General features: G+C 69.2%; 20 protein-coding genes. All 20 read left to right on the plus strand.

Translation table 11 applies throughout. From position 1 onward, the window contains the following. The first annotated feature begins 30 nt into the window (after window positions 1–30). The 20 genes from carA to lgt all read left to right on the plus strand — a co-directional run bounded on the left by carA (window position 31) and on the right by lgt (window position 19,957). Entirely contained in the window at window positions 31–1,209 is a 1,179-nt protein-coding gene (gene carA / locus AX744_RS06425; protein WP_046747138.1) for a glutamine-hydrolyzing carbamoyl-phosphate synthase small subunit, read from the plus strand. After that, window positions 1,209–4,496, plus strand: coding sequence for a carbamoyl-phosphate synthase large subunit (gene carB / locus AX744_RS06430; protein WP_046747137.1), 3,288 nt, complete (start codon window positions 1,209–1,211; stop codon window positions 4,494–4,496). Before carA ends, carB begins: the two co-directional genes overlap by 1 nt. Further along, entirely contained in the window at window positions 4,493–5,338 is an 846-nt protein-coding gene (gene pyrF, locus AX744_RS06435; RefSeq protein WP_061015904.1) for an orotidine-5'-phosphate decarboxylase, read from the plus strand. Before carB ends, pyrF begins: the two co-directional genes overlap by 4 nt. Continuing rightward, the gene (gene gmk / locus AX744_RS06440; protein WP_058631200.1) at window positions 5,331–6,242 is read left to right on the plus strand and encodes a guanylate kinase; all 912 of its coding nucleotides are present in this window, start codon (window positions 5,331–5,333) and stop codon (window positions 6,240–6,242) included. The genes pyrF and gmk overlap by 8 nt, the downstream gene beginning before the upstream one ends. A 65-nt stretch (window positions 6,243–6,307) precedes the next feature. Further along, entirely contained in the window at window positions 6,308–6,562 is a 255-nt protein-coding gene (gene rpoZ, locus AX744_RS06445; RefSeq protein WP_017204385.1) for a DNA-directed RNA polymerase subunit omega, read from the plus strand. Window positions 6,563–6,650: 88 nt separating this feature from the next. Beyond that, on the plus strand, window positions 6,651–7,844 hold the full coding sequence (gene metK, locus AX744_RS06450) for a methionine adenosyltransferase (protein WP_046747134.1): 1,194 nt from the start codon (window positions 6,651–6,653) through the stop codon (window positions 7,842–7,844). 16 nt (window positions 7,845–7,860) lie between these two features. Continuing rightward, the gene (locus AX744_RS06455) at window positions 7,861–9,819 is read left to right on the plus strand and encodes a hypothetical protein (protein WP_061015906.1); all 1,959 of its coding nucleotides are present in this window, start codon (window positions 7,861–7,863) and stop codon (window positions 9,817–9,819) included. A gap of 18 nt (window positions 9,820–9,837) precedes the next feature. After that, on the plus strand, window positions 9,838–10,758 hold the full coding sequence (fmt, locus tag AX744_RS06460) for a methionyl-tRNA formyltransferase (protein WP_061015908.1): 921 nt from the start codon (window positions 9,838–9,840) through the stop codon (window positions 10,756–10,758). Next, the gene (locus AX744_RS06465; RefSeq protein WP_231728749.1) at window positions 10,755–12,254 is read left to right on the plus strand and encodes an RsmB/NOP family class I SAM-dependent RNA methyltransferase; all 1,500 of its coding nucleotides are present in this window, start codon (window positions 10,755–10,757) and stop codon (window positions 12,252–12,254) included. The genes fmt and AX744_RS06465 overlap by 4 nt, the downstream gene beginning before the upstream one ends. A 4-nt stretch (window positions 12,255–12,258) precedes the next feature. Beyond that, window positions 12,259–12,939 (plus strand): ribulose-phosphate 3-epimerase, encoded by a 681-nt coding sequence (rpe, locus tag AX744_RS06470; RefSeq protein ID WP_046747131.1) that lies wholly within the window; start codon window positions 12,259–12,261, stop codon window positions 12,937–12,939. After that, window positions 12,936–13,199, plus strand: coding sequence for a phosphoribosyl-ATP diphosphatase (locus AX744_RS06475; protein WP_045265324.1), 264 nt, complete (start codon window positions 12,936–12,938; stop codon window positions 13,197–13,199). Before rpe ends, AX744_RS06475 begins: the two co-directional genes overlap by 4 nt. Window positions 13,200–13,237: 38 nt before the next feature. Continuing rightward, window positions 13,238–14,080: an ATP phosphoribosyltransferase gene (gene hisG / locus AX744_RS06480; RefSeq protein ID WP_046747130.1), complete on the plus strand. Its 843-nt coding sequence runs from the start codon at window positions 13,238–13,240 to the stop codon at window positions 14,078–14,080. After that, window positions 14,080–14,841, plus strand: coding sequence for an imidazole glycerol phosphate synthase subunit HisF (gene hisF / locus AX744_RS06485; protein ID WP_058631197.1), 762 nt, complete (start codon window positions 14,080–14,082; stop codon window positions 14,839–14,841). The genes hisG and hisF overlap by 1 nt, the downstream gene beginning before the upstream one ends. Continuing rightward, entirely contained in the window at window positions 14,838–15,218 is a 381-nt protein-coding gene (hisI, locus tag AX744_RS06490; protein WP_046747128.1) for a phosphoribosyl-AMP cyclohydrolase, read from the plus strand. Before hisF ends, hisI begins: the two co-directional genes overlap by 4 nt. Then, window positions 15,215–15,802 (plus strand): Trp biosynthesis-associated membrane protein, encoded by a 588-nt coding sequence (locus tag AX744_RS06495; protein WP_058631196.1) that lies wholly within the window; start codon window positions 15,215–15,217, stop codon window positions 15,800–15,802. Before hisI ends, AX744_RS06495 begins: the two co-directional genes overlap by 4 nt. Before the next feature lie 47 nt (window positions 15,803–15,849). Continuing rightward, complete coding sequence (locus tag AX744_RS06500) at window positions 15,850–16,080, plus strand: HGxxPAAW family protein (RefSeq protein WP_046747126.1); 231 nt, start codon at window positions 15,850–15,852, stop codon at window positions 16,078–16,080. Between the two features lie 2 nt (window positions 16,081–16,082). Beyond that, window positions 16,083–16,853: an indole-3-glycerol phosphate synthase TrpC gene (gene trpC, locus AX744_RS06505; protein WP_171010952.1), complete on the plus strand. Its 771-nt coding sequence runs from the start codon at window positions 16,083–16,085 to the stop codon at window positions 16,851–16,853. Beyond that, window positions 16,853–18,121, plus strand: a complete 1,269-nt coding sequence (trpB, locus tag AX744_RS06510; RefSeq protein WP_046747124.1) for a tryptophan synthase subunit beta — start codon at window positions 16,853–16,855, stop codon at window positions 18,119–18,121. Before trpC ends, trpB begins: the two co-directional genes overlap by 1 nt. Continuing rightward, complete coding sequence (trpA, locus tag AX744_RS06515; RefSeq protein WP_046747123.1) at window positions 18,118–18,921, plus strand: tryptophan synthase subunit alpha; 804 nt, start codon at window positions 18,118–18,120, stop codon at window positions 18,919–18,921. Before trpB ends, trpA begins: the two co-directional genes overlap by 4 nt. Window positions 18,922–18,931: 10 nt before the next feature. Continuing rightward, window positions 18,932–19,957: a prolipoprotein diacylglyceryl transferase gene (gene lgt, locus AX744_RS06520; protein WP_046747122.1), complete on the plus strand. Its 1,026-nt coding sequence runs from the start codon at window positions 18,932–18,934 to the stop codon at window positions 19,955–19,957. Window positions 19,958–20,034 lie beyond the last annotated feature (77 nt).

The following is a 20,034-nucleotide window of genomic DNA, read 5'->3' on the forward strand; positions in this document are numbered from 1 at the left end:
CCCCGCCGCCCCCGACACAGGAGCAACGTCATGACACTCTCCACCACCCCCGAGCAGGCCTCAGCGGCCCGGCTCCCCGACCCTGCCGTCCTCGTCCTGGAAGACGGCACCCGCCACATCGGCCGCGCCTACGGCGCCCGTGGGCGCACTCTGGGCGAGGTGGTCTTCTCGACCGGCATGTCCGGCTACCAGGAGACGATCACCGACCCGTCCTACGCGGGGCAGATCGTGCTGCAGACGGCACCGCACATCGGCAACACCGGCATGAACGACGAAGACGCGGAATCGCGTCGCATCTGGGTCGCCGGCTACATCGTCCGCGACCCCTCGAGGGTGGTGTCGAACTGGCGTGCGAACGCCTCGCTCGATGACGTTCTCGTGGAGGACGGCATCGTGGGCATCAGCGGTATCGACACCCGATCGGTCACCCGACACATCCGCTCGGCGGGTTCCATGCGCGGTGGCATCTTCTCCGGTCCGGATGCCGCGCTCGACCCGGAGGAGCAGGTGCGCATCGTCCGAGAGGCTCCCGAGATGGCCGGCCGCAACCTGTCGGCGGAGGTCTCGGTCGACGTCGCCACCGTGACCACGGCACTGGGGGAGCGGATCGGCAACCTCGCCGTGCTCGACCTCGGCGTCAAGCAGGCGACGATCGACAACCTGGCCGCTCGCGGGTTCGAGGTGCACGTGCTTCCGCAGAACGTGACGATCGACGAGATCCGCGCCGTCGATCCCGTCGCCGTCTTCTACTCGAACGGGCCCGGCGACCCCGCGGCATCGGGTGACCACGTCGAGCTGCTGCGCTCGGTGCTCGACGAAGGACTCCCGTTCTTCGGCATCTGCTTCGGCAACCAGCTGCTCGGTCGGGCTCTCGGCCTCGGCACCTACAAGCTGCCGTTCGGACACCGTGGCATCAACCAGCCGGTGCTCGACAAGCAGACGGGCAAGGTCGAGATCACCGCCCACAACCACGGCTTCGCCGTCGAGGCGCCGATCGAGGGCACGTTCGACAGCCCCCACGGCTACGGCAAGGTGGAAGTCAGCCATGTCGGCCTCAACGACAACGTCGTGGAGGGACTCCGCGCCCTCGACATCCCGGCCTTCTCGGTGCAGTACCACCCCGAGGCGGCTGCGGGCCCCCACGATGCCAACTACCTCTTCGACAGGTTCCGCGACCTGGTCATCGCCAGCCAGAAGGACTCCAAGTAATGCCCAAGCGCGACGACATCAACTCCGTCCTCGTCATCGGCTCCGGCCCGATCGTCATCGGTCAGGCCTGCGAGTTCGACTACTCCGGCACCCAGGCGTGCCGCGTGCTGCGCGAGGAGGGTGTCAGGGTCATCCTGGTCAACTCCAACCCGGCCACGATCATGACCGATCCCGACTTCGCCGATGCGACGTACATCGAACCGATCACCCCTGAGGTCATCGAGACGATCATCGCCAAGGAGAAGCCGGATGCCATCCTCCCGACACTCGGTGGGCAGACCGCTCTGAACGCGGCCATGGCGCTCGACGAGCGCGGCATCCTCGCGAAGTACGGCGTCGAGCTCATCGGCGCCAAGGTCGATGCGATCAAGAAGGGCGAGGACCGCCAGGTCTTCAAGGAGCTCGTGCTCGAAGCGGGCGCCGACGTCGCGAAGAGCGTCATCGCCCACACCATGGACGACCTCCTCGCCGGTGCCGAGAAGCTCGGCTACCCGCTCGTGGTGCGCCCGTCCTTCACGATGGGCGGCCTCGGTTCCGGCTTCGCCTACGACGAGGAGGACCTGCGTCGTATCGGAGGCGCCGGTCTGCGTGACTCCCCGACGACCGAGGTGCTCCTGGAGGAGTCGATCCTCGGCTGGAAGGAGTACGAGCTCGAGCTCATGCGCGACACGGCCGACAACACGGTCGTCGTCTGCTCGATCGAGAACGTCGACCCGGTCGGCGTGCACACGGGTGACTCGATCACGGTGGCCCCGGCGCTGACCCTCACCGACCGCGAGTACCAGAAGATGCGCGACATCGGCATCGACATCATCCGCGCCGTCGGCGTCGACACCGGCGGTTGCAACATCCAGTTCGCGGTCGACCCGGCGAACGGGCGCATCATCGTGATCGAGATGAACCCGCGCGTCTCGCGCTCGAGCGCCCTCGCCTCGAAGGCCACCGGCTTCCCGATCGCGAAGCTCGCCGCGAAGCTCGCCCTCGGCTACCGCCTCGACGAGATCCCGAACGACATCACCGGGGTCACGCCGGCGAGCTTCGAGCCGACGCTCGACTACGTCGTCGTCAAGGTGCCTCGCTTCGCGTTCGAGAAGTTCCCTGCGGCGGACGCCACGCTCACCACGACCATGAAGTCGGTCGGCGAGGCCATGGCCATCGGCCGCAACTACGCCACCGCGCTGCAGAAGGCGCTGCGCTCGCTCGAGAAGCGCGGCTCCAGCTTCCACTGGGGCGAGGAGACCCGTTCGGTGGAAGAGCTCCTGGAGGTCGCCAAGACGCCGACCGACGGCCGGATCGTCACGCTGCAGCAGGCGCTGCGCAAGGGCGCGACGGTCGAGCAGGCCTTCGAGTCGACGGCCATGGACCCGTGGTTCCTCGACCAGATCGTGCTGATCAACGAGGTCGCGGAGATCGTGCGGACGGCTCCCGAGCTGGACGCCGCGACTCTCCGTTACGCCAAGGAGCACGGTTTCTCCGACGCGCAGCTCGCCGAGCTCCGCGGCACGTCCGAGACCGAGGTCCGCGGCGTCCGCCATGGCCTCGGCATCCGTCCGGTGTACAAGACCGTCGACACGTGCGCCGGCGAGTTCCCCGCTCTCACGCCCTACCACTACTCGAGCTACGACTTCGAGACCGAGGTCGCTCCGTCCGAGCGCACCAAGGTGGTCATCATCGGCTCTGGGCCGAACCGCATCGGTCAGGGCGTCGAGTTCGACTACTCGTGCGTGCACGCGTCGTTCGCGCTCTCCGATGCCGGGTTCGAGACCATCATGGTCAACTGCAACCCGGAGACGGTCTCGACCGACTACGACACCTCCGATCGCCTGTACTTCGAGCCGCTGACGCTCGAGGACGTGCTCGAGGTGCTCGACGCGGAGGCGGCGAGCGGCACCATCCTCGGCGTCGTGTGCCAGCTGGGCGGCCAGACGCCGCTGGGACTCGCGAAGGGCATCGAAGCGGCCGGCTACACGGTCCTCGGCACGAGTCCGGAGGCGATCGACCTCGCCGAGGAGCGCGAGCTGTTCTCCCGTCTGCTCGACGAGGCGGGTCTCGTCGCACCCCGCAACGGCACGGCGATCGACGTCGACGGAGCGGTGAGCATCGCCGAGGAGATCGGTTACCCGGTGCTCGTGCGTCCGAGCTTCGTGCTCGGCGGGCGCGGCATGGAGATCGTCTACGACACGGCGTCGCTGCGCGACTACTTCGTGCGCACCGCAGGCGAGGTCGTCATCGAGGAGGGCAAGCCGCTGCTGGTGGACCGATTCCTCGACGATGCGATCGAGCTGGACGTGGACGCCCTCTACGACGGCACCGAGCTGTACATCGGCGGCGTCATGGAGCACCTGGAGGAGGCCGGTATCCATTCCGGCGACTCCAGCTGCACGCTGCCTCCCGTCTCGCTGGGTCGCACGGACGTCGACCGCGTGCGCGAGGCCACCCTCGCCATCGCGAAGGGCGTGGGCGTGCGCGGACTGCTCAACGTGCAGTTCGCCATCAGCGCCGGCGTGCTCTACGTGATCGAGGCGAACCCGCGCGCCAGCCGCACGGTGCCGTTCGTCTCCAAGGCGCTGGGCATCCCGATGGCGAAGGCCGCGAGCCGCATCATGACCGGTTCCACCGTCGCCGAGCTGCGCGCCGAGGGCATGCTGCCGGAGCAGGACGGCTCGCGTGTCCCGCTGGACGCTCCGGTCTCGGTCAAGGAGGCTGTGCTGCCCTTCAAGCGGTTCCGCACCGCCGACGGCAAGACGGTCGATTCCGTGCTCGGACCGGAGATGCGCTCCACCGGCGAGGTCATGGGCATCGACCGTGACTTCCCGACGGCGTTCGCCAAGAGCCAGGCTGCCGCCTACGGGGGCATGCCGACGTCCGGCACCGTGTTCATCTCGGTGGCCGACTCGGACAAGCGTGCGGTCATCCTTCCCGCGCACCGCCTGCAGCAGCTCGGCTTCACGATCGTCGCGACCGAGGGCACCGCGGAGATCCTCTCGCGCAACGGCATCGCCGTGACGGTCGTCGAGAAGTACAGCGAGACGCAGGAGTCGGGCGCCCGGAACATCGTCGACCTCATCAACGACGGGGAGATCGACATCGTCGTGAACACTCCGTCGGGTGGCGCCGCTCGCGCCGACGGCTACGAGATCCGCGCTGCGGCCGTCGCCGCCGACAAGGCGCTGTTCACCACGATCGCCGTGCTCGGCGCAGCGGTGAGCGGAATGGACGCCGCCCATGAGGGCTTCCAGGTGAAGAGCCTCCAGGAGTACGCGCTGGACCGGAAGGCGGCACTGTGAGCCGACGCTTCGGCGAACGCGTACGGGCAGCGCTGCGCGCGCACGGCCCTCTCTGCGTCGGAATCGACCCCCACGCGGCCCTGCTCGCCGCGTGGGGGCTCCCCGACGACGCGCGCGGTGTGCGGGACTTCGGTCTGCGCACGGTCGAGGCGGCCGCGGGGCGAGTGGCTCTCGTGAAGCCCCAGGTGTCGTTCTTCGAGCGCTTCGGCTCGCGGGGCGTCGCCGCGATGGAAGACGTGCTCGCGGCCGCACGGGCGGCCGATCTGCTCGTGATCGCCGATGCCAAGCGCGGGGACATCGGCTCGACCATGGGCGACTACGCGCGCGCATGGCTCACACCCGGCTCGCCCTTGGAAGCCGACGCGCTCACCGTCAGCCCCTTCCTTGGCGTGGGCGCCCTCGACGGGGCGTTCGCCCTCGCCGAGGAGCACGGCAAGGGAGTCTTCGTCCTCGCCGCGACCAGCAACCCCGAGGCCGAGGGGCTGCAGCGCGCAGTCACCTCGACAGGTGAGACCGTCTCCGGATCGGTGATCGGCGAGGTCTCCGCCCGCAACGCCGCGCTGGCAGACGCGGGGGAGTGGGGCAGCTTCGGCTTCGTGATCGGTGCGACCGTGGATTGGGACCTCGCGGGAATCCACCCGTTCGGACCCGTGGCTCCCATCCTCGCTCCCGGCTTCGGCGCGCAGGGCGCAACGCCTGCCGACCTCCGGGTGCGCTTCGGGCCCATGTCGGGTGCGGTGATCGCGAGCGAGAGCCGCAGCATCCTCGGCGCCGGACCCGATCATCTGGTTGCCACGATCACCGCTCGCGCGGCCGAGTACTTGGAGGTGGCGCGTGCCTGACGCGCAGCGTACGGTTCCCGAGGTCGACAGGGCGGCCGCCGCACGCCGTGCCGTGGAGCGTCGACGCGCGAGAGCGTCGGTGAAACGCGACCTCACGATGCGCGTGGTGACGCCGCAGACGGTACTGCACCGCGCGACGGCGGACGCCGACTCGGTTGAGGGATCGATGCGCATCACCGACTTCCTGCTGGCGCTCCCCGCGATCGGTGCGGGCAAGCGCGACCGCGTGCTGGAAGAGCTGCACATCTCGCCGGTCAAGCGTCTCGGAGGGCTCGGTGCTCGGCAGCGTCGGGTGCTGGAGGCCTGGCTGGACTCCCGGTTCCCGCCCGCGGCTCCCCGCGGCGCACGCAGTCGGCTCTTGGTTCTCGCCGGTCCCACCGCCGTGGGAAAGGGCACGGTCGCCGCGCACATCCGCGAGCACAACCCGGAGATCCACCTCTCGGTCTCGGCCACGACCCGGCCCCCGCGTCCCGGCGAGATCGACGGGGTGCACTACTACTTCGTGGACGACGACGAGTTCGACCGGTTGATCGCCGACGGGGAGCTGCTCGAGTACGCCGTGGTGCACAACCGCTCGCGGTACGGCACGCCGCGGGCGCCGATCGACGCCGCTCTCGCCGAAGGCAAGACGGTACTGCTCGAGATCGACCTGCAGGGCGCGCGCCAGGTGCGTGCCGCCGAACCGGCAGCGACGCTGATCTTCCTGCTGCCTCCGAGCTGGGACGAACTGGTGCATCGACTGGTCGGCAGGGGCACGGAAGACGCCGAGGAAAGGGCCAGGAGGCTGCGTACCGCGAAGGTCGAACTCGCCGCTCAGAACGAGTTCGACCACCTCATCGTGAACGAGGACGTCGCCACTGCGGCCCGCGAGGTCGTAGAATTGTCTACAAGCTCTGCGCGCTGAGCGTCTTCGCGCGCCTTTCGCACCGTCTTCGCGACGATCCCGTCGCCTGATCAGGAGGTCTCACCATGGCCGGACACAACAACGGCATCATCGATCCCCCCATCGACAACCTGCTCGACCGCGTCGACTCGAAGTACGAGCTCGTCATCTACGCCGCGAAGCGCGCGCGTCAGATCAACGACTACTACTCCGACCTGCACGAGGGAAACCTCTTCGACAACGTCGGCCCGCTCGTGGACTCGTCCGTCGAGGACAAGCCGCTCACGATCGCGCTGCACGAGATCAACGAGGACAAGCTGCGCCTTCGTCACGCAGAGTGATATTCCAGGCCGCGCCTCCGTTCTGTCGGAGGCGCGGTCCAGAATGGGTGCAACACCCTCTCTCTGTCCGTCCCGTTCTGGAGTATCGATGAGCGCCCTGCGTCTGTTCACGTCCGAGTCCGTCACCGAGGGACATCCGGACAAGATCTGCGATCAGATCTCCGACAGCATCCTCGACGGGCTCATCGCGAAGGACAAGGGCTCCCGCGTCGCTGTCGAGACGCTCGTCACGACCGGTCTCGTCCACGTGGCCGGCGAGATCCGCACCGAGGCCTACGTCGACATCCCCACGATCGTCCGCCAGGTCGTGAACGGCATCGGCTACACCTCCAGCGACACCGGCTTCGACGGCTCCTCCTGCGGTGTCAGCGTCTCGGTGGGCGAACAGTCGACCGACATCGCCCACGGCGTCGACAGCGCCCAGGAGCACCGCGACGGGTCTTCGATCGATCCGCTGGACGGGCTCGGTGCCGGCGACCAGGGCATCATGTTCGGCTTCGCCACGAACGAGACGCCGCAGCTGATGCCGATGGCCGCCTGGACGGCACACCGCCTCGCCGAGCGGCTCACCGAGGTGCGTCGCAACGGCCAGCTGCCGTTCCTGCGCCCCGACGGCAAGACACAGGTCACGCTCGGCTACGACGGCTTCACGCCGAAGACCGTCGATGCGGTCGTCGTCTCGACCCAGCACCACCCCGACATCTCGCAGGATGACGTCAAGGCCCAGGTCCGGGAACACGTGATCGATCCCGTGCTCGCGACCACAGGCCTCGACCTCGACGACGTCACCCTGTACATCAACCCCGCCGGGCCCTTCGTCACGGGCGGCCCCAAGGGGGACGCGGGTCTGACCGGGCGCAAGATCATCATCGACACCTACGGCGGAGCCTCGCGTCACGGGGGAGGTGCCTTCAGCGGCAAGGACCCGTCGAAGGTCGACCGGTCCGGCGCGTACGCAACGCGGTGGGTCGCCAAGAACGCCGTCGCCGCGGGGCTGGCCGACCGCCTCGAGGTGCAGGTGGCCTACGCCATCGGCGTCGCACGCCCGGTCGGTCTGTACGTGGAATCGTTCGGCACGGGCAAGGTGTCGGACGAGATCATCACCCGCGCGATCAACGAGGTGTTCGATCTCCGCCCGCAGGCGATCATCGAGCAGCTCGAACTGCTGCGCCCGATCTACGCGCAGACCGCGGCCTACGGGCACTTCGGCCGTGAGCTCCCGGACTTCACCTGGGAGCGCACCGACCGCGTCGAAGAGCTGCGCCGCGCCGCCGGTCTCTGATGGGACCGCGGTCCTGATGCCTGCGGAGAGCCGGCGCATCGCGCGCGTGCTCCTCGATTCCCCTCTTCCGCAACTCGATCGGCTCTTCGACTACGCCCTTCCCCCTGAGCTGGGGGATGTGCCCCTGGGAGTTCGCGTTCGCGTGCCCCTGCGCACCGCCGGACGCGTGATCGACGGCTACGTCGTCGACATCGACGCGGAGGACGATGCCGACCGGGCGCTCTCGGAGGTCGAGAGCGTCGTGTCTCCGGTGCCCGTGCTTCCCACGCGTCTGCACGCCCTCGCTCGTCGCGTCGCCGACCGGGCAGCGGGCTCGGCCTCCGACGTGTTGCGCCTGGTGATCCCCAAACGTCAGGTGCGTGTCGAGAAGGCGTGGACGGCCGATACGCCCGCCGAGGTCCCCGATGCCGATGCTCTGGCCGTGGCGGAGAGCACGGTCGATCTGTACGAGGGGCTCGGCGCCGTCCTCGACTCCGGTGGTCGCGCCGCGGTCGAGGCGATTCCCCAGCTCGTCGACGGCGTGCAGGGCTGGGCCCGTCTGCTTGCGGCATCGGCAGCGCGGATGCTCGCCGCGGGGCGATCATCGATCATCGTCGTCCCGGACAGTCGCGATCTCGATCGACTCCTCGCGGCTCTGGAGGCGCTCGTCCCCGCCGCCGCAGTGGTCCGTCACGACTCCCGGCAGACCAACCCCGACCGTTATCGTGGCTTCCTCCGCACGCTCGAAGACGCCCCGTGCATCGTGGTGGGCAACCGCTCGGCCGTGTACTCACCCGTCGTCGCAGGCCTGGTCGCGATCTGGGACGACGGCGACCCGCTTCTCGGGGAACCGCTGGCCCCGTATGTGAATGCACGGGACGCGGCACTGCTGCGTCAAGAGCTGGAGGGGTCGGCGCTGCTCTTCGCCGGCCACACGCGCACGACGGATGTCGAACGGCTGGTCGCCCTCGGCTGGCTGCAGGACGTCAGAGCAGCACGTCGAGTGCTGCCGCGAGTCGTCCTCAGCACGCCCCAGGAGATGGAGCAGCCGACGGCTCAGCGGATGCCGTCGTCCGCGTTCCTCGCCGCACGCACCGCGGCGGCGGAAGGCCCGGTGCTCGTGCAGGTGTCGCGCCCCGGATTCTCTCCCTCACTGGTGTGCGCGGACTGTCGAGCGCCCGCCCGGTGCGCCCACTGCGGCGGTCCACTCGGTGCGAAGCATCGCGGTGCCGTGCCGGTGTGCGGATGGTGCGGACGCGGTGCCAGTGCCTGGACGTGTCCTGCCTGCTCGTCGACGAAGCTTCGCCTGGCTTCGTCCGGCAGCGAGCGCACGGCCGACGAGCTGGGGCGCGCGTTCCCCGGTGTGCGGGTGATCGTCGCGGACGGCGCTCATCCGGTGGAGCGGGTTCCGGCGAAGCCCGCACTCGTCGTCGCGACCCGTGGTGCCGAGCCGATCGCCGATGGGGGATACCGTGCCGTCGTGCTGCTCGACGGGCCGAGGATGCTCCAGGCCCCCGACCTGCGGGTCGCCGAGTCCTGTCTGCGGTGGTGGTCGAACGCGGCCGCGCTGGCGGCTCCCGGCGCGCCCGTGCATCTCGTGGGCGTCAACGGGGCGGCTGCGAAGGCGCTTGCCACCTGGAACCAGGCCGGCCATGCCCGATCGGAGCTGGAGAGCAGAGCACCTCTGCACATGCCTCCGACGACGCGCGTGGCGCTCGTGCAGGGATCGGTCCCCGCCGTCGCCGATGCCCTCGCCGCACTCAGCGATCTCGCCCTGCCCTCGGACGCGGTGCTCGGGCCCGTCCCGGTCGAGACCGACGACGTGCCCCCACGGGTGCGTGCGCTCGTGCGCTTCGACTACGGTGCCGGAGCGCGGGTGGCGACGGCCCTGCGCGCGGCGGTCGTCGCCGAAGCCGTGAGCGGTCGTCGCCGAAAGGGGCGCGCCACCAAGAGCACCCTCTCCGTCCGCCTCGATATCCTCGAACCAGAGCTCTGACCCTTCCGGAGAACATTCATGCGCCTCGTCTTCGCCGGCACACCGGCCGCCGCAGTCCCCAGCCTCCAGCGACTCGCGGAGTCCCACGACATCGCTGCGGTCGTCACACGTCCCGACGCCCCGCTGGGGCGTCGTCGCACCCTGACCCCGTCTCCGGTGGCGCAATCGGCTGTCGGACTGGGTCTTCCCGTGATCAAGACGGCGCGCCTGGACGACGCGGCGACAGCGGAGATCTCTGCGCTCGAGGCGGACCTCGGGGTGATCGTGGCGTACGGCGGGCTCGTGCGCGAGCCTCTGTTGTCGGCGCCCCGCGCGGGGTGGATCAATCTGCACTTCTCGCTGCTGCCGGCCTGGCGCGGAGCCGCTCCTGTCCAGCGTGCGCTGATCGCGGGGGATCAGGTGCTCGGTGCGAGCGTCTTCCAGCTGGTCGCGGAACTCGACGCCGGCGATGTCTTCGCCATGCGCGAGGTCGATGTCCCCGCTGCAGCCACCGCAGGGGAGGCTCTCGAGCTCCTCGCCGCCGACGGCGCGCAGCTCCTCGCCGAGGTGGTCTCCGCGATCGCCGAGGGTACGGCGTCGTCGATACCGCAACAGGGAGAGCCCACCTTCGCGGCCAAGCTCACGCTCGCGGACGGATTGCTCGATTGGAGTCGGCCGCTCGACACCGTGTTCGCTCATTTCCGCGGTGTGACCCCGGAACCGGGTGCGCACACCACGGTCGCAGGTCAACCCCTCAAGGTGCTCGAAGCCACGCCGGCCCCGGATGCCGAGCCCCTCGCGCCGGGGCGGCTCCGCGGCACCAAGACGGCTCTCCACATCGGCACCGGTACCGGTGCACTCGCGGTGACCAGGGTCCAGCCGGCAGGCAAGGGCGCGATGAACGCTGTCGACTGGTGGCGCGGTCTGCGTGGAGGCGACGAAGTGGTGGCCGGTTCATGAGCGAAGAACGACGGAACCGTAGGACGGCACCGAAGAACGCCGGTCCGCGTGGCGCGCAGCGATCGGGAGACGCGCATCGCGGGGGGCAGCGCGGTCCCGCCCGCACCGTGCAGCCCGCGAGACGAGTCGCGTACGGCGTGCTGCGTGCGGTCTCCGAGACCGATGCCTATGCGAACCTCCTGCTGCCCTCCGCGATCGCCGAAGCGCAACTCAGCCCCCAGGACGCTGCTCTCGCGACCGAGCTGACGTACGGCACGCTGCGCCGGCTCGGCACCTACGACGCGATCATCGCCGCGGCGGCGGATCGTTCTCCCGACAGCATCGATCCCGCCGTCCTCGACGCTCTGCGCCTCGCCGTGCATCAGCTGCTGGCGACGCGGGTGGCTTCGCACGCCGCGGTGAACGAGTCGGTGAACCTGGTCGCGACGGAGTCAGGGCGTGGAGCATCGAGCTTCGCGAACGCCGTGCTCCGTCGCATCGCCCGGGAATCAGGCGACGAGTGGCAGGAACGCATCGAGAGCAGCGCACGCTCCGACGACGAACGACTCGCCCTGCGTTCCGCGCACCCGGTGTGGGTGATCCGCGCTCTGCGTCGTGCTCTGATCGCCGAGGGGCGTGGCGAGGAGCTGGAGGCGCTTCTCGAGGCCGACAACGCCTCACCCGATGTCACGCTCGTCGCGCTCCCCGGGCTCGCCGAGCCGGGGGAGCCTCGTCTGCCGTACGCGCCCACGGCCTTCGCCTCGGCCGGCGGCGACCCCCGGCATGCCGTCGAGGCGTCCAGTGGGACCGTGCGCGTGCAGGACGAGGGATCCCAGCTCGTGGCACTGGCCTTGGCCGGCGCCGCGCCCATCACCGCCGGTGAGCGCTGGCTCGACCTGTGCGCGGGGCCAGGTGGCAAGACGGCGCTCCTCGCTGCTGTCGCCCGTGAGCATGACGTCACTCTGGAGGCGAACGAGGTCGTCCCGGTGAGGGCCCGATTGGTGCGCAAGGCATTGCGGGCCGTCCCCGGTGAGATCGAGGTGCACGAGCAGGACGGGCGGACTCTGGCCGCATCCCGGCCGGGGGAGTTCGACCGCATCCTCGTCGATGCCCCCTGCACGGGTCTGGGGGCGCTGCGGCGGCGCCCTGAAGCGAGGTGGCGGAAGTCCCCGGCCGACGTCGCCGAGCTCGTGCCGCTCCAGGTCGAGCTGCTCTCTGCCGCGCTCGATGCCCTCGCCCCTGGCGGGATCGTCGCGTATGTCACGTGCTCTCCTCATCTCGCGGAGACCACGGGCGTGGTGAAGGAGGTGCTCCGCGACCGTGCAGATGTGCGCGAGCTCGATGCGCGGGCCGTCATCGCGGATGTCGCCATGGCCCCGATCGATCTCGCGGAGGACGGCAGGGTCGGTTCCGGCAGCGCACAGCTCTGGCCGCACCGTCACGGGACGGATGCGATGTTCCTCGCGCTCCTGCAGCGCTCATCGATCGACGACACCTCATCCGGGAAGGAAGACTAGGACTGTGGAACTCCCTCGCGCCCCGCGCATAAACCCGAGTATCCTCGCCGCCGACTTCGTGAACATGCAGGCGGATCTCGCCAAGATCGCGACCGCCGACTTCGCGCACGTCGACGTGATGGACAACCACTTCGTGCCCAACCTGACGTTCGGGCCGCAGATGGTGGAGCGCATCCAGGCCACCAGCCCGATCCCGCTCGACGTGCACCTGATGATCACGGACCCCGAGCGGTGGGCGCCCGAGTATGCCGAGATCGGCGCCGCGAGCGTGACTTTCCACCTCGAGGCCGCCGATGAGCCCGTCGCTCTCGCCCGTCGTCTTCGTGACATCGGTTCTCGAGCCGGGGTCGCGGTGAAGCCGGCGACACCTGTCGAATCGCTCTTCGAGGTCCTCGACGAGTTCGACCAGATCCTCGTGATGACCGTGGAGCCCGGCTTCGGCGGGCAGAGCTTCATGCCGGAGACGATGCCGAAGCTGCGCGCTCTCGCGGAAGAAGCCCGTCGGCGCGGCTCCCGTGTCTGGCTCCAGGTCGACGGCGGCATCTCGGACCGCACGATCGAGATCGCCTCCTCCGCGGGCGCCGATACATTCGTCGCGGGCTCGGCCGTCTACGGGGCTGACGACATCGAGGCGGCCGTCACCCGGCTGAGAGACCTCGCCCGAGCCGCTAGCCTGGAAGCGTGAAGACTTTCGACGAGCTGTTCGCCGAGCTCAGCGTCAAGGCCGAGACCCGCCCTGCCGGATCGGGCACCGTCGCCGAGCTCGACGGCGGCGTGCACACGATCGGCAAGAAGATCGTGGAAGAGGCCGCCGAGGTGTGGATGGCGTCGGAGTACGAGTCCGACGAGGCCGCCGCCGAGGAGATCTCCCAGCTGCTGTACCACGTCCAGGTGATGATGCTCGCGAAGGGGCTCAGCCTGCAGGACGTCTATCGACATCTGTGATGCGCTCCGTTCCGATCCCCTCGAACTGAAAGCCATCCATGCTGCGCATCGCTGTTCCCAACAAGGGCTCGCTCTCCGAGACCGCCGCCGACATGCTCGCCGAGGCGGGCTACGCCGGCCGTCGAGACCCCAAAACCCTGCACGTCATCGACGCCGACAACGACGTCGAGTTCTTCTTCCTCCGTCCCAAGGACATCGCCACCTATGTCGGCTCCGGCGCGATCGATGTCGGCATCACCGGTCGTGACCTGCTGCTCGATGCACGCATGCCCGGTGCGCGCGAGATCGAAGCTCTCGGCTTCGCCGGCTCGACTTTCCGCTTCGCCGCGCCGACCGGACGCTACACCGATGTGAGCGAGCTCGACGGGCTCCGCATCGCGACGTCGTACCCCGGCCTCGTCGACGCGTTCCTCGACGAGCGTGACATCGCCGTCGACCTGGTGCCCCTCGACGGCGCCGTGGAGTCCGCGGTCCGCCTCGGTGTCGCCGACGCCGTCGCCGATGTCGTCGAGACCGGCACGACGCTGCGTCAGGCCGGGCTCGAGGTGTTCGGCCCCGTCATCCTGGAGTCGGAGGCGGTGCTCATCGCCGGACCCGTCGACGCCGAGGGCGCGGACACGCTGCTTCGCCGCCTGCGCGGTGTGATGGTCGCTCGACGCTTCGTCATGATCGATTACGACCTTCCGGTCGCCCTCCTCGACGACGCCGTGAAGATCGCCGGGGGCGTGGAGTCGCCGACGGTCTCGCCGCTGCGGGACCCCGAGTGGGTGGCCGTGCGCGTCATGGTGGCTCGTTCCCGGGTCAACCCCGTGATGGACGCTCTCTACGCGCTGGGTGCACGGGCCATCCTCGTCACCGCGATCCACAACGCGAGGCTCTGATGACGCTCGCGAGCCGTGTCATCCCGTGTCTCGACGTCGCCGATGGGCGCGTCGTCAAAGGGGTGAACTTCGAGAACCTGCGGGACATGGGCGACCCCGTCGAGCTCGCCAGGCACTACGCGGCGCAGGGTGCGGACGAGATCACCTTCCTCGATGTCACCGCGACGGTCGACGCCCGCGCCACGACGTATGACGTCGTGCAGCGGACGGCGGAGCAGGTGTTCGTGCCGCTCACCGTCGGCGGGGGAGTGCGCAGCGTCGACGACGTGGCGCGCCTGCTGTCGGTCGGCGCGGACAAGGTCGGCGTGAACTCGGCGGCCATCGCGCGCCCGGAGCTCATCGGCGAGATCGCCGACCGCTTCGGTGCGCAGGTGCTCGTGCTCTCGCTCGACGTGAAGCGCGCGCCCACGACCCACTCGGGCTTCGTCGTCACCACGCACGGCGGCCGCACGCAGACCACTCTCGACGCCCTCGACTGGGCGCGGGAGGCGGCGGAGCGCGGAGCGGGCGAGCTTCTCGTCAACTCGATCGATGCGGACGGCACCAGAGACGGCTTCGACCTGGAGCTCGTGCGCCTGATGCGGGAGGCGGCGTCCGTGCCCGTCATCGCATCGGGCGGTGCCGGAAAGGCATCGGACTTCGCGCCCGCCATCAAAGCCGGTGCCGACGCCGTGCTCGCGGCCAGTGTGTTCCACACCGGCGCGCTCACGGTCGGCGACGTCAAGGACGCGCTTCGCGCGGAGGGGGTTCTCGTCCGATGAGCGACGCGGAAGCACAGACGACATCCGTCGACGAGCGCATCGCGCAGGTCGCCTTCAACGCCGACGGGCTCGCGCCGGTCATCGTGCAGCAGTGGGACACGCGCGAGGTGCTGATGCTCGCCTGGGTCGACGCCGAGGCGCTGCGACGCACCCTCACCTCCGGACGGGCGACCTACTGGTCCCGGTCCCGCCGGGAGTACTGGCGCAAGGGCGACACGTCCGGACACATCCAGGTCGTGCACGAGGCGCGTCTGGACTGCGACGGCGATGCGATCCTGCTCCTCGTGGCCCAGACCGGCCCCGCCTGCCACACCGGCACGCGCACCTGCTTCGACACGAACGACCTCGAGGCCGTCACCGGAACGGATCGCTCATGAGCCTCGCGAAACGCGGTCGCGCGCTGTCCGTCTCCGGCTTCCTTCTCGCCGGGGCGATCGGCATCATCTCGTCGACTCAGACCTGGCTGACCGTGGAGCGCGCCGACGCGGGCGAGGCGATCCTGGTCCCCGGGGCGTCCGCCCTGGTGCTTCTCGCCCCGCTCAGCCTGGCTGTGCTCGCTCTCGGCGCCGCGCTGTCGATCGCGGGCAAGCCGGTGCGCCTCGTGTTCGGCGTGCTCGCGGCGGCGACAGCCGTGTTCCTCGGTTGGTCGACTCTCCAGCTGCTGCTCTCCGAACCCTTCGACGCCGTCGGGGCCACCGTGACCGAGGTGACCGGATTGGCGGGAGGTATGGCGGTCCATGAGGTGGTCGCGAGCATCGTGCCTTCGGCCTGGCCGTACATCGCGCTCGTGGGCTGGGCGATCCTGCTGGCGGCCTCGGTCGTGGTCCTCACGACGTGGCGCGGGTGGAAGGCCGGTGGACGCCGATACCGCACCGACCGCGTCGATGTCGCGCACGACGGGCCCGTCGATGCCGTCGATTCCTGGGACGAGCTGTCCCGGGGAACCGATCCGACACGCTGACCCCGATAGACTGAATCCGAACCGCACGTCGTCCCCCGGAGGAGAACATGACCAACCCGATCGCCGATCCCGGCCACGGACACTCGCCTGCCGCTTGGACCGCTGTGGTCATCATGCTGGTCGGCTTCGCCGCCGCCACGGTCGCGTTCTGCTTCGAGCAGCCCGTCCTCGTCATCGCCTCGGTGGCCCTCGTCCCGATCGGCGCGATCGTCGGCTGGGCGCTGGCAAAGGCCGGTTACGGCGTGAAGGGTCCGAAGTACGCTCCGAAGGCGCACTAATGGTGCTCGCCGACCTGACGGCCGGCGCTGTCGCAGACGCCGAGCGTCGCGCCCTGTCGCGACCGCTGGCCGCCCTCGAGCGAGACGCTCTCGCCCGTCCCGCAGCGAAGGACGCACTCTCGTTCCTCGCGCCTGCGGATCGCGTGAAGATCATCGCCGAGGTCAAGCGTGCGAGTCCCTCGAGAGGCGCACTCGCCGACATCCCCGACCCGGCTCTTCAGGCATCGCTGTATGAGACGGGCGGTGCGTCCGCGATCAGCGTGCTCACGGAGGAGCGTCGTTTCGGTGGCAGCCTCGCCGACCTCGAGGCGGTCACGGCGCGGGTCTCGCTCCCCGTGCTGCGCAAGGACTTCATCGCGTCCCGCTACCAGGTGCTCGAGGCGCGTGCAGCCGGCGCCGATCTCGTCCTGCTCATCGTCGCCGGCCTCGAGCCCGACGTGCTGCGTGATCTCTTCGGCTTCATCGGCGAGCTGGGCATGACGCCGCTCGTCGAGACGCATTCCGCTGACGAGCTCGAAGCCGCGGTCGACCTCGGCGCCCCCCTGATCGGCGTCAACGCGCGGGACCTGAAGACCCTCGAACTCGATCGTGACCTGTTCGGGCGCCTGGTCGAGCGCATCCCCGACACGGCGGTCAAGATCGCGGAGTCGGCGGTGCTCACTCCGGCTGACGTCGTGCACTACCGTTCCGCGGGCGCCGACGTCGTGCTGATCGGCGAGGCGCTCGTGACCGGCGACCCCGTCGCCACCCTCAAGAGTTTCCTGGAGGCATGATGAGCCTGCGCGACCAGCACGGCCCCTTCTTCGGCGAGTTCGGCGGGCGGTACATGCCCGAGTCGCTCATCGCGGCGATCGATGAGCTCACGGTGGCCTACGAGGCCGCGATCGTCGACCCGTCGTTCCGCGACGAGCTCGCGCATCTGCTCAGCTCCTATGCCGGGCGCCCCTCCGCGATCACCGAGGTCCCGAGATTCGCCGAACATGCCGGCGGTGCGCGCATCTTCCTCAAGCGCGAAGACCTCAACCACACCGGGTCCCACAAGATCAACAACGTGCTCGGCCAGGCTCTGCTCACCAAGCGCCTCGGCAAGACCCGCGTGATCGCGGAGACCGGTGCCGGACAGCACGGCGTGGCGACGGCGACGGCGGCAGCGCTGTTCGGTCTGGACTGCACCATCTACATGGGCGAGGTCGACACCGAACGGCAGGCGCTCAACGTGGCTCGCATGCGCCTCCTCGGCGCCGAGGTGGTCCCGGTGACCTCCGGCTCGCGCACGCTCAAGGACGCGATCAACGACGCCTATCGCGACTGGGTCGCTTCGGTGGAGACCACCAACTACATCTTCGGCACGGCGGCGGGTCCGCACCCGTTCCCGGCGATGGTCCGCGACTTCCAGAAGATCATCGGCGAAGAGGCCCGCGCGCAGTTGCTCGACGAAGTGGGACGGCTTCCCGATGCGGTCATGGCGTGCGTCGGCGGTGGCTCCAATGCGATCGGCATGTTCGACGCGTTCCTCGACGACGAGGGTGTCCGACTCTACGGGGTCGAGGCCGCCGGCGACGGCGTCGACACCGAGAAGCACGCGGCATCGATCGAGCGCGGCCGCCCTGGCGTGCTCCACGGTGCGAAGACCTACGTCCTCCAGGATGCCGACGGCCAGACGATCGAGTCCCACTCCATCTCGGCCGGTCTCGACTACCCCGGTGTCGGCCCCGAGCACTCCTGGCTCGCCGACATCGGTCGCGCCGAGTACATCCCGGCGACCGACGACGAGGCGATGCAGGCGTTGCGTCTGCTCAGCCGGACCGAGGGGATCATCCCCGCCATCGAATCGGCACACGCCCTCGCCGGGGCACTGCGCATCGGTCGCGAGCTCGGTCCCGACGGCTTGATCGCCGTCTGCCTGTCCGGTCGCGGCGACAAGGACATGGACACCGCGGCCCGCTACTTCCAGCTCTACGACGAGGCCGCTCTGGCCCACGACGTCGAGCAGGAGAGCGAAGAGGAAGAACGCATCGCGAAGGGGGAACCGCAGCTGTGAGCCGCGTCGAACAAGCCATCCAGCGTGCGCAGGACGCCGGCCGCAGCGCCTTCGTCGGGTACCTGCCCGTCGGCTTCCCCGATCTCGAGACGAGCATCCAGGCAGCCATCGCCCTGGCCGAGAACGGCGTCGACATCATCGAGCTGGGACCGCCGTACAGCGACCCGGTGATGGACGGCGCGATCATCCAGGAGGCGACCACCAAGGCTCTGGCTGCGGGTTTCCGGATGGCCGACCTCTTCACGGCGATCCGCGCCATCACGGCGGCCACCGATGTCCCCGTGCTCGTGATGACCTACTGGAACCCTGTTCTGCAGTACGGCATCGATCGCTACGCGGATGACCTGCTCGCCGCGGGCGGTGCCGGGCTCATCACGCCGGACATCACGCCGGACGCGGCAGGGGAGTGGATCGCAGCCAGCGAGCGGACCGGCCTCGACCGGGTGTTCCTGGCGGCGCCGACCTCCTCCGATGAACGACTCGACCTGGTGGTGAAGTCCTCCACGGGGTTCGTGTACACGGTCTCGACGATGGGCATCACGGGGGAGCGCGCCGAACTCGACCGCGCTGCCCGCACCCTCGTCGGGCGCCTGCGGGCGCACGGAGCTCACCGCGCCTGCGTCGGAATCGGCATCTCCACCGCCGAGCAGATCGCCGGAGTCTCCGAGTACGCCGACGGCGCCATCGTCGGCACAGCGCTCGTCCGCGCTCTGCGTGACGGCGGAGTACCGGCCCTCGCAGAAGTCACCCGAAACCTGGCCTCCGGCACTTCGTCGGCACGCCCCGATCACGAGAACTAGAATCGCACTCATGTCACTCGCGCTCCACAGCACCTTCACGAACGTGCTCGCCAGCATCCCGAGCCCCACGGTCTCGTACTTCGACCTCGGGCCGATCCGGATCCACTTCTACGCGCTGTGCATCATCGCCGGCATCATCGCCGCGACGTTCCTGACCAACCACCGCCTCACCAAGCGTGGAGCGGAGCCGTGGGTCGTGATCGACATCTCGATCCTCGCAGTGCCGCTGGCGATCATCGGCGCGCGCATCTTCCACGTGCTCACCCACCCGAACGACTACTTCGGCGAGGGTATCAACACCTGGAACCCGTTCCAGCCAGGCTCCGTCTGGGCCATCTGGGAGGGCGGCATCGCGATCTTCGGCGCGCTCATCGGCGGTGCCATCGGCGCGTACCTCGGGTGCCGCTGGACAGGCATCCGCTTCTGGACGTTCGCCGACGCGCTGGCACCCGGTCTGCTGCTGGCACAGGCCATGGGTCGCTTCGGCAACTGGTTCAACAACGAACTCTTCGGGCTTCCCACCGATCTGCCCTGGGGTCTGGAGATCCCGTCCACCAACTCGGCCTTCCCCCCTGGACTTCCCGAGGGCACGCTGTTCCACCCCACCTTCCTGTACGAGGTGATCTGGAACGGTCTCGGCGTCATCGTCCTGCTGTGGCTCGGTCGCAAGCTCTTCTTCCAGTGGGGTCGCCTCTTCGCGATCTACCTGATCTGGTACAGCGCCGGTCGCATCCTCTGGGAGTCGATCCGCATCGATCCGAGCGAGATCATCCTGGGCCTGCGCAGCAACGTCCTCGCGGCCATCATCGGCGTGCTCATCGGTGTCGCGATCCTCATCGTGCAGACGCGTCGTCACCCCGGACTGGAGCCGTCGCCGTACCAGCCCGGTCGCGAACGGACCGACCCGGACGCTGTTGTACAATCGCAGGACAATACCTCTGACTTCGTAGACGTGAGCGAGCCTCCGGCCGAAGAAGTCACCGCAGGAGCCACCGCCACAAGCACTGCTCCCACGAGCGAGGACGGCTCTCGATAACGCCGCCTCGTAGCGGGAGAACCATTGCACTGAACGAGCGGGCCGACGTCGTCCCCGGGTTTCACTCGAAGATCTGA

Source organism: Microbacterium sp. CCH5-D1 (assembly GCF_001557335.1).
Lineage (GTDB): Bacteria > Actinomycetota > Actinomycetes > Actinomycetales > Microbacteriaceae > Microbacterium > Microbacterium oxydans.

Bases quoted from the DNA above. Each gene is read 5' to 3' on its own strand.
- carA (WP_046747138.1), top strand. From the start codon at position 31: ATGACACTCTCCACCACCCCCGAGCAGGCCTCAGCGGCCCGGCTCCCC.
- carB (WP_046747137.1), top strand. From the start codon at position 1,209: ATGCCCAAGCGCGACGACATCAACTCCGTCCTCGTCATCGGCTCCGGC.
- rpoZ (WP_017204385.1), top strand. From the start codon at position 6,308: ATGGCCGGACACAACAACGGCATCATCGATCCCCCCATCGACAACCTG.
- metK (WP_046747134.1), top strand. From the start codon at position 6,651: ATGAGCGCCCTGCGTCTGTTCACGTCCGAGTCCGTCACCGAGGGACAT.
- AX744_RS06455 (WP_061015906.1), top strand. From the start codon at position 7,861: ATGCCTGCGGAGAGCCGGCGCATCGCGCGCGTGCTCCTCGATTCCCCT.
- fmt (WP_061015908.1), top strand. From the start codon at position 9,838: ATGCGCCTCGTCTTCGCCGGCACACCGGCCGCCGCAGTCCCCAGCCTC.
- AX744_RS06465 (WP_231728749.1), top strand. From the start codon at position 10,755: ATGAGCGAAGAACGACGGAACCGTAGGACGGCACCGAAGAACGCCGGT.
- hisG (WP_046747130.1), top strand. From the start codon at position 13,238: ATGCTGCGCATCGCTGTTCCCAACAAGGGCTCGCTCTCCGAGACCGCC.
- hisF (WP_058631197.1), top strand. From the start codon at position 14,080: ATGACGCTCGCGAGCCGTGTCATCCCGTGTCTCGACGTCGCCGATGGG.
- hisI (WP_046747128.1), top strand. From the start codon at position 14,838: ATGAGCGACGCGGAAGCACAGACGACATCCGTCGACGAGCGCATCGCG.
- AX744_RS06495 (WP_058631196.1), top strand. From the start codon at position 15,215: ATGAGCCTCGCGAAACGCGGTCGCGCGCTGTCCGTCTCCGGCTTCCTT.
- AX744_RS06500 (WP_046747126.1), top strand. From the start codon at position 15,850: ATGACCAACCCGATCGCCGATCCCGGCCACGGACACTCGCCTGCCGCT.
- trpB (WP_046747124.1), top strand. From the start codon at position 16,853: ATGAGCCTGCGCGACCAGCACGGCCCCTTCTTCGGCGAGTTCGGCGGG.
- lgt (WP_046747122.1), top strand. From the start codon at position 18,932: ATGTCACTCGCGCTCCACAGCACCTTCACGAACGTGCTCGCCAGCATC.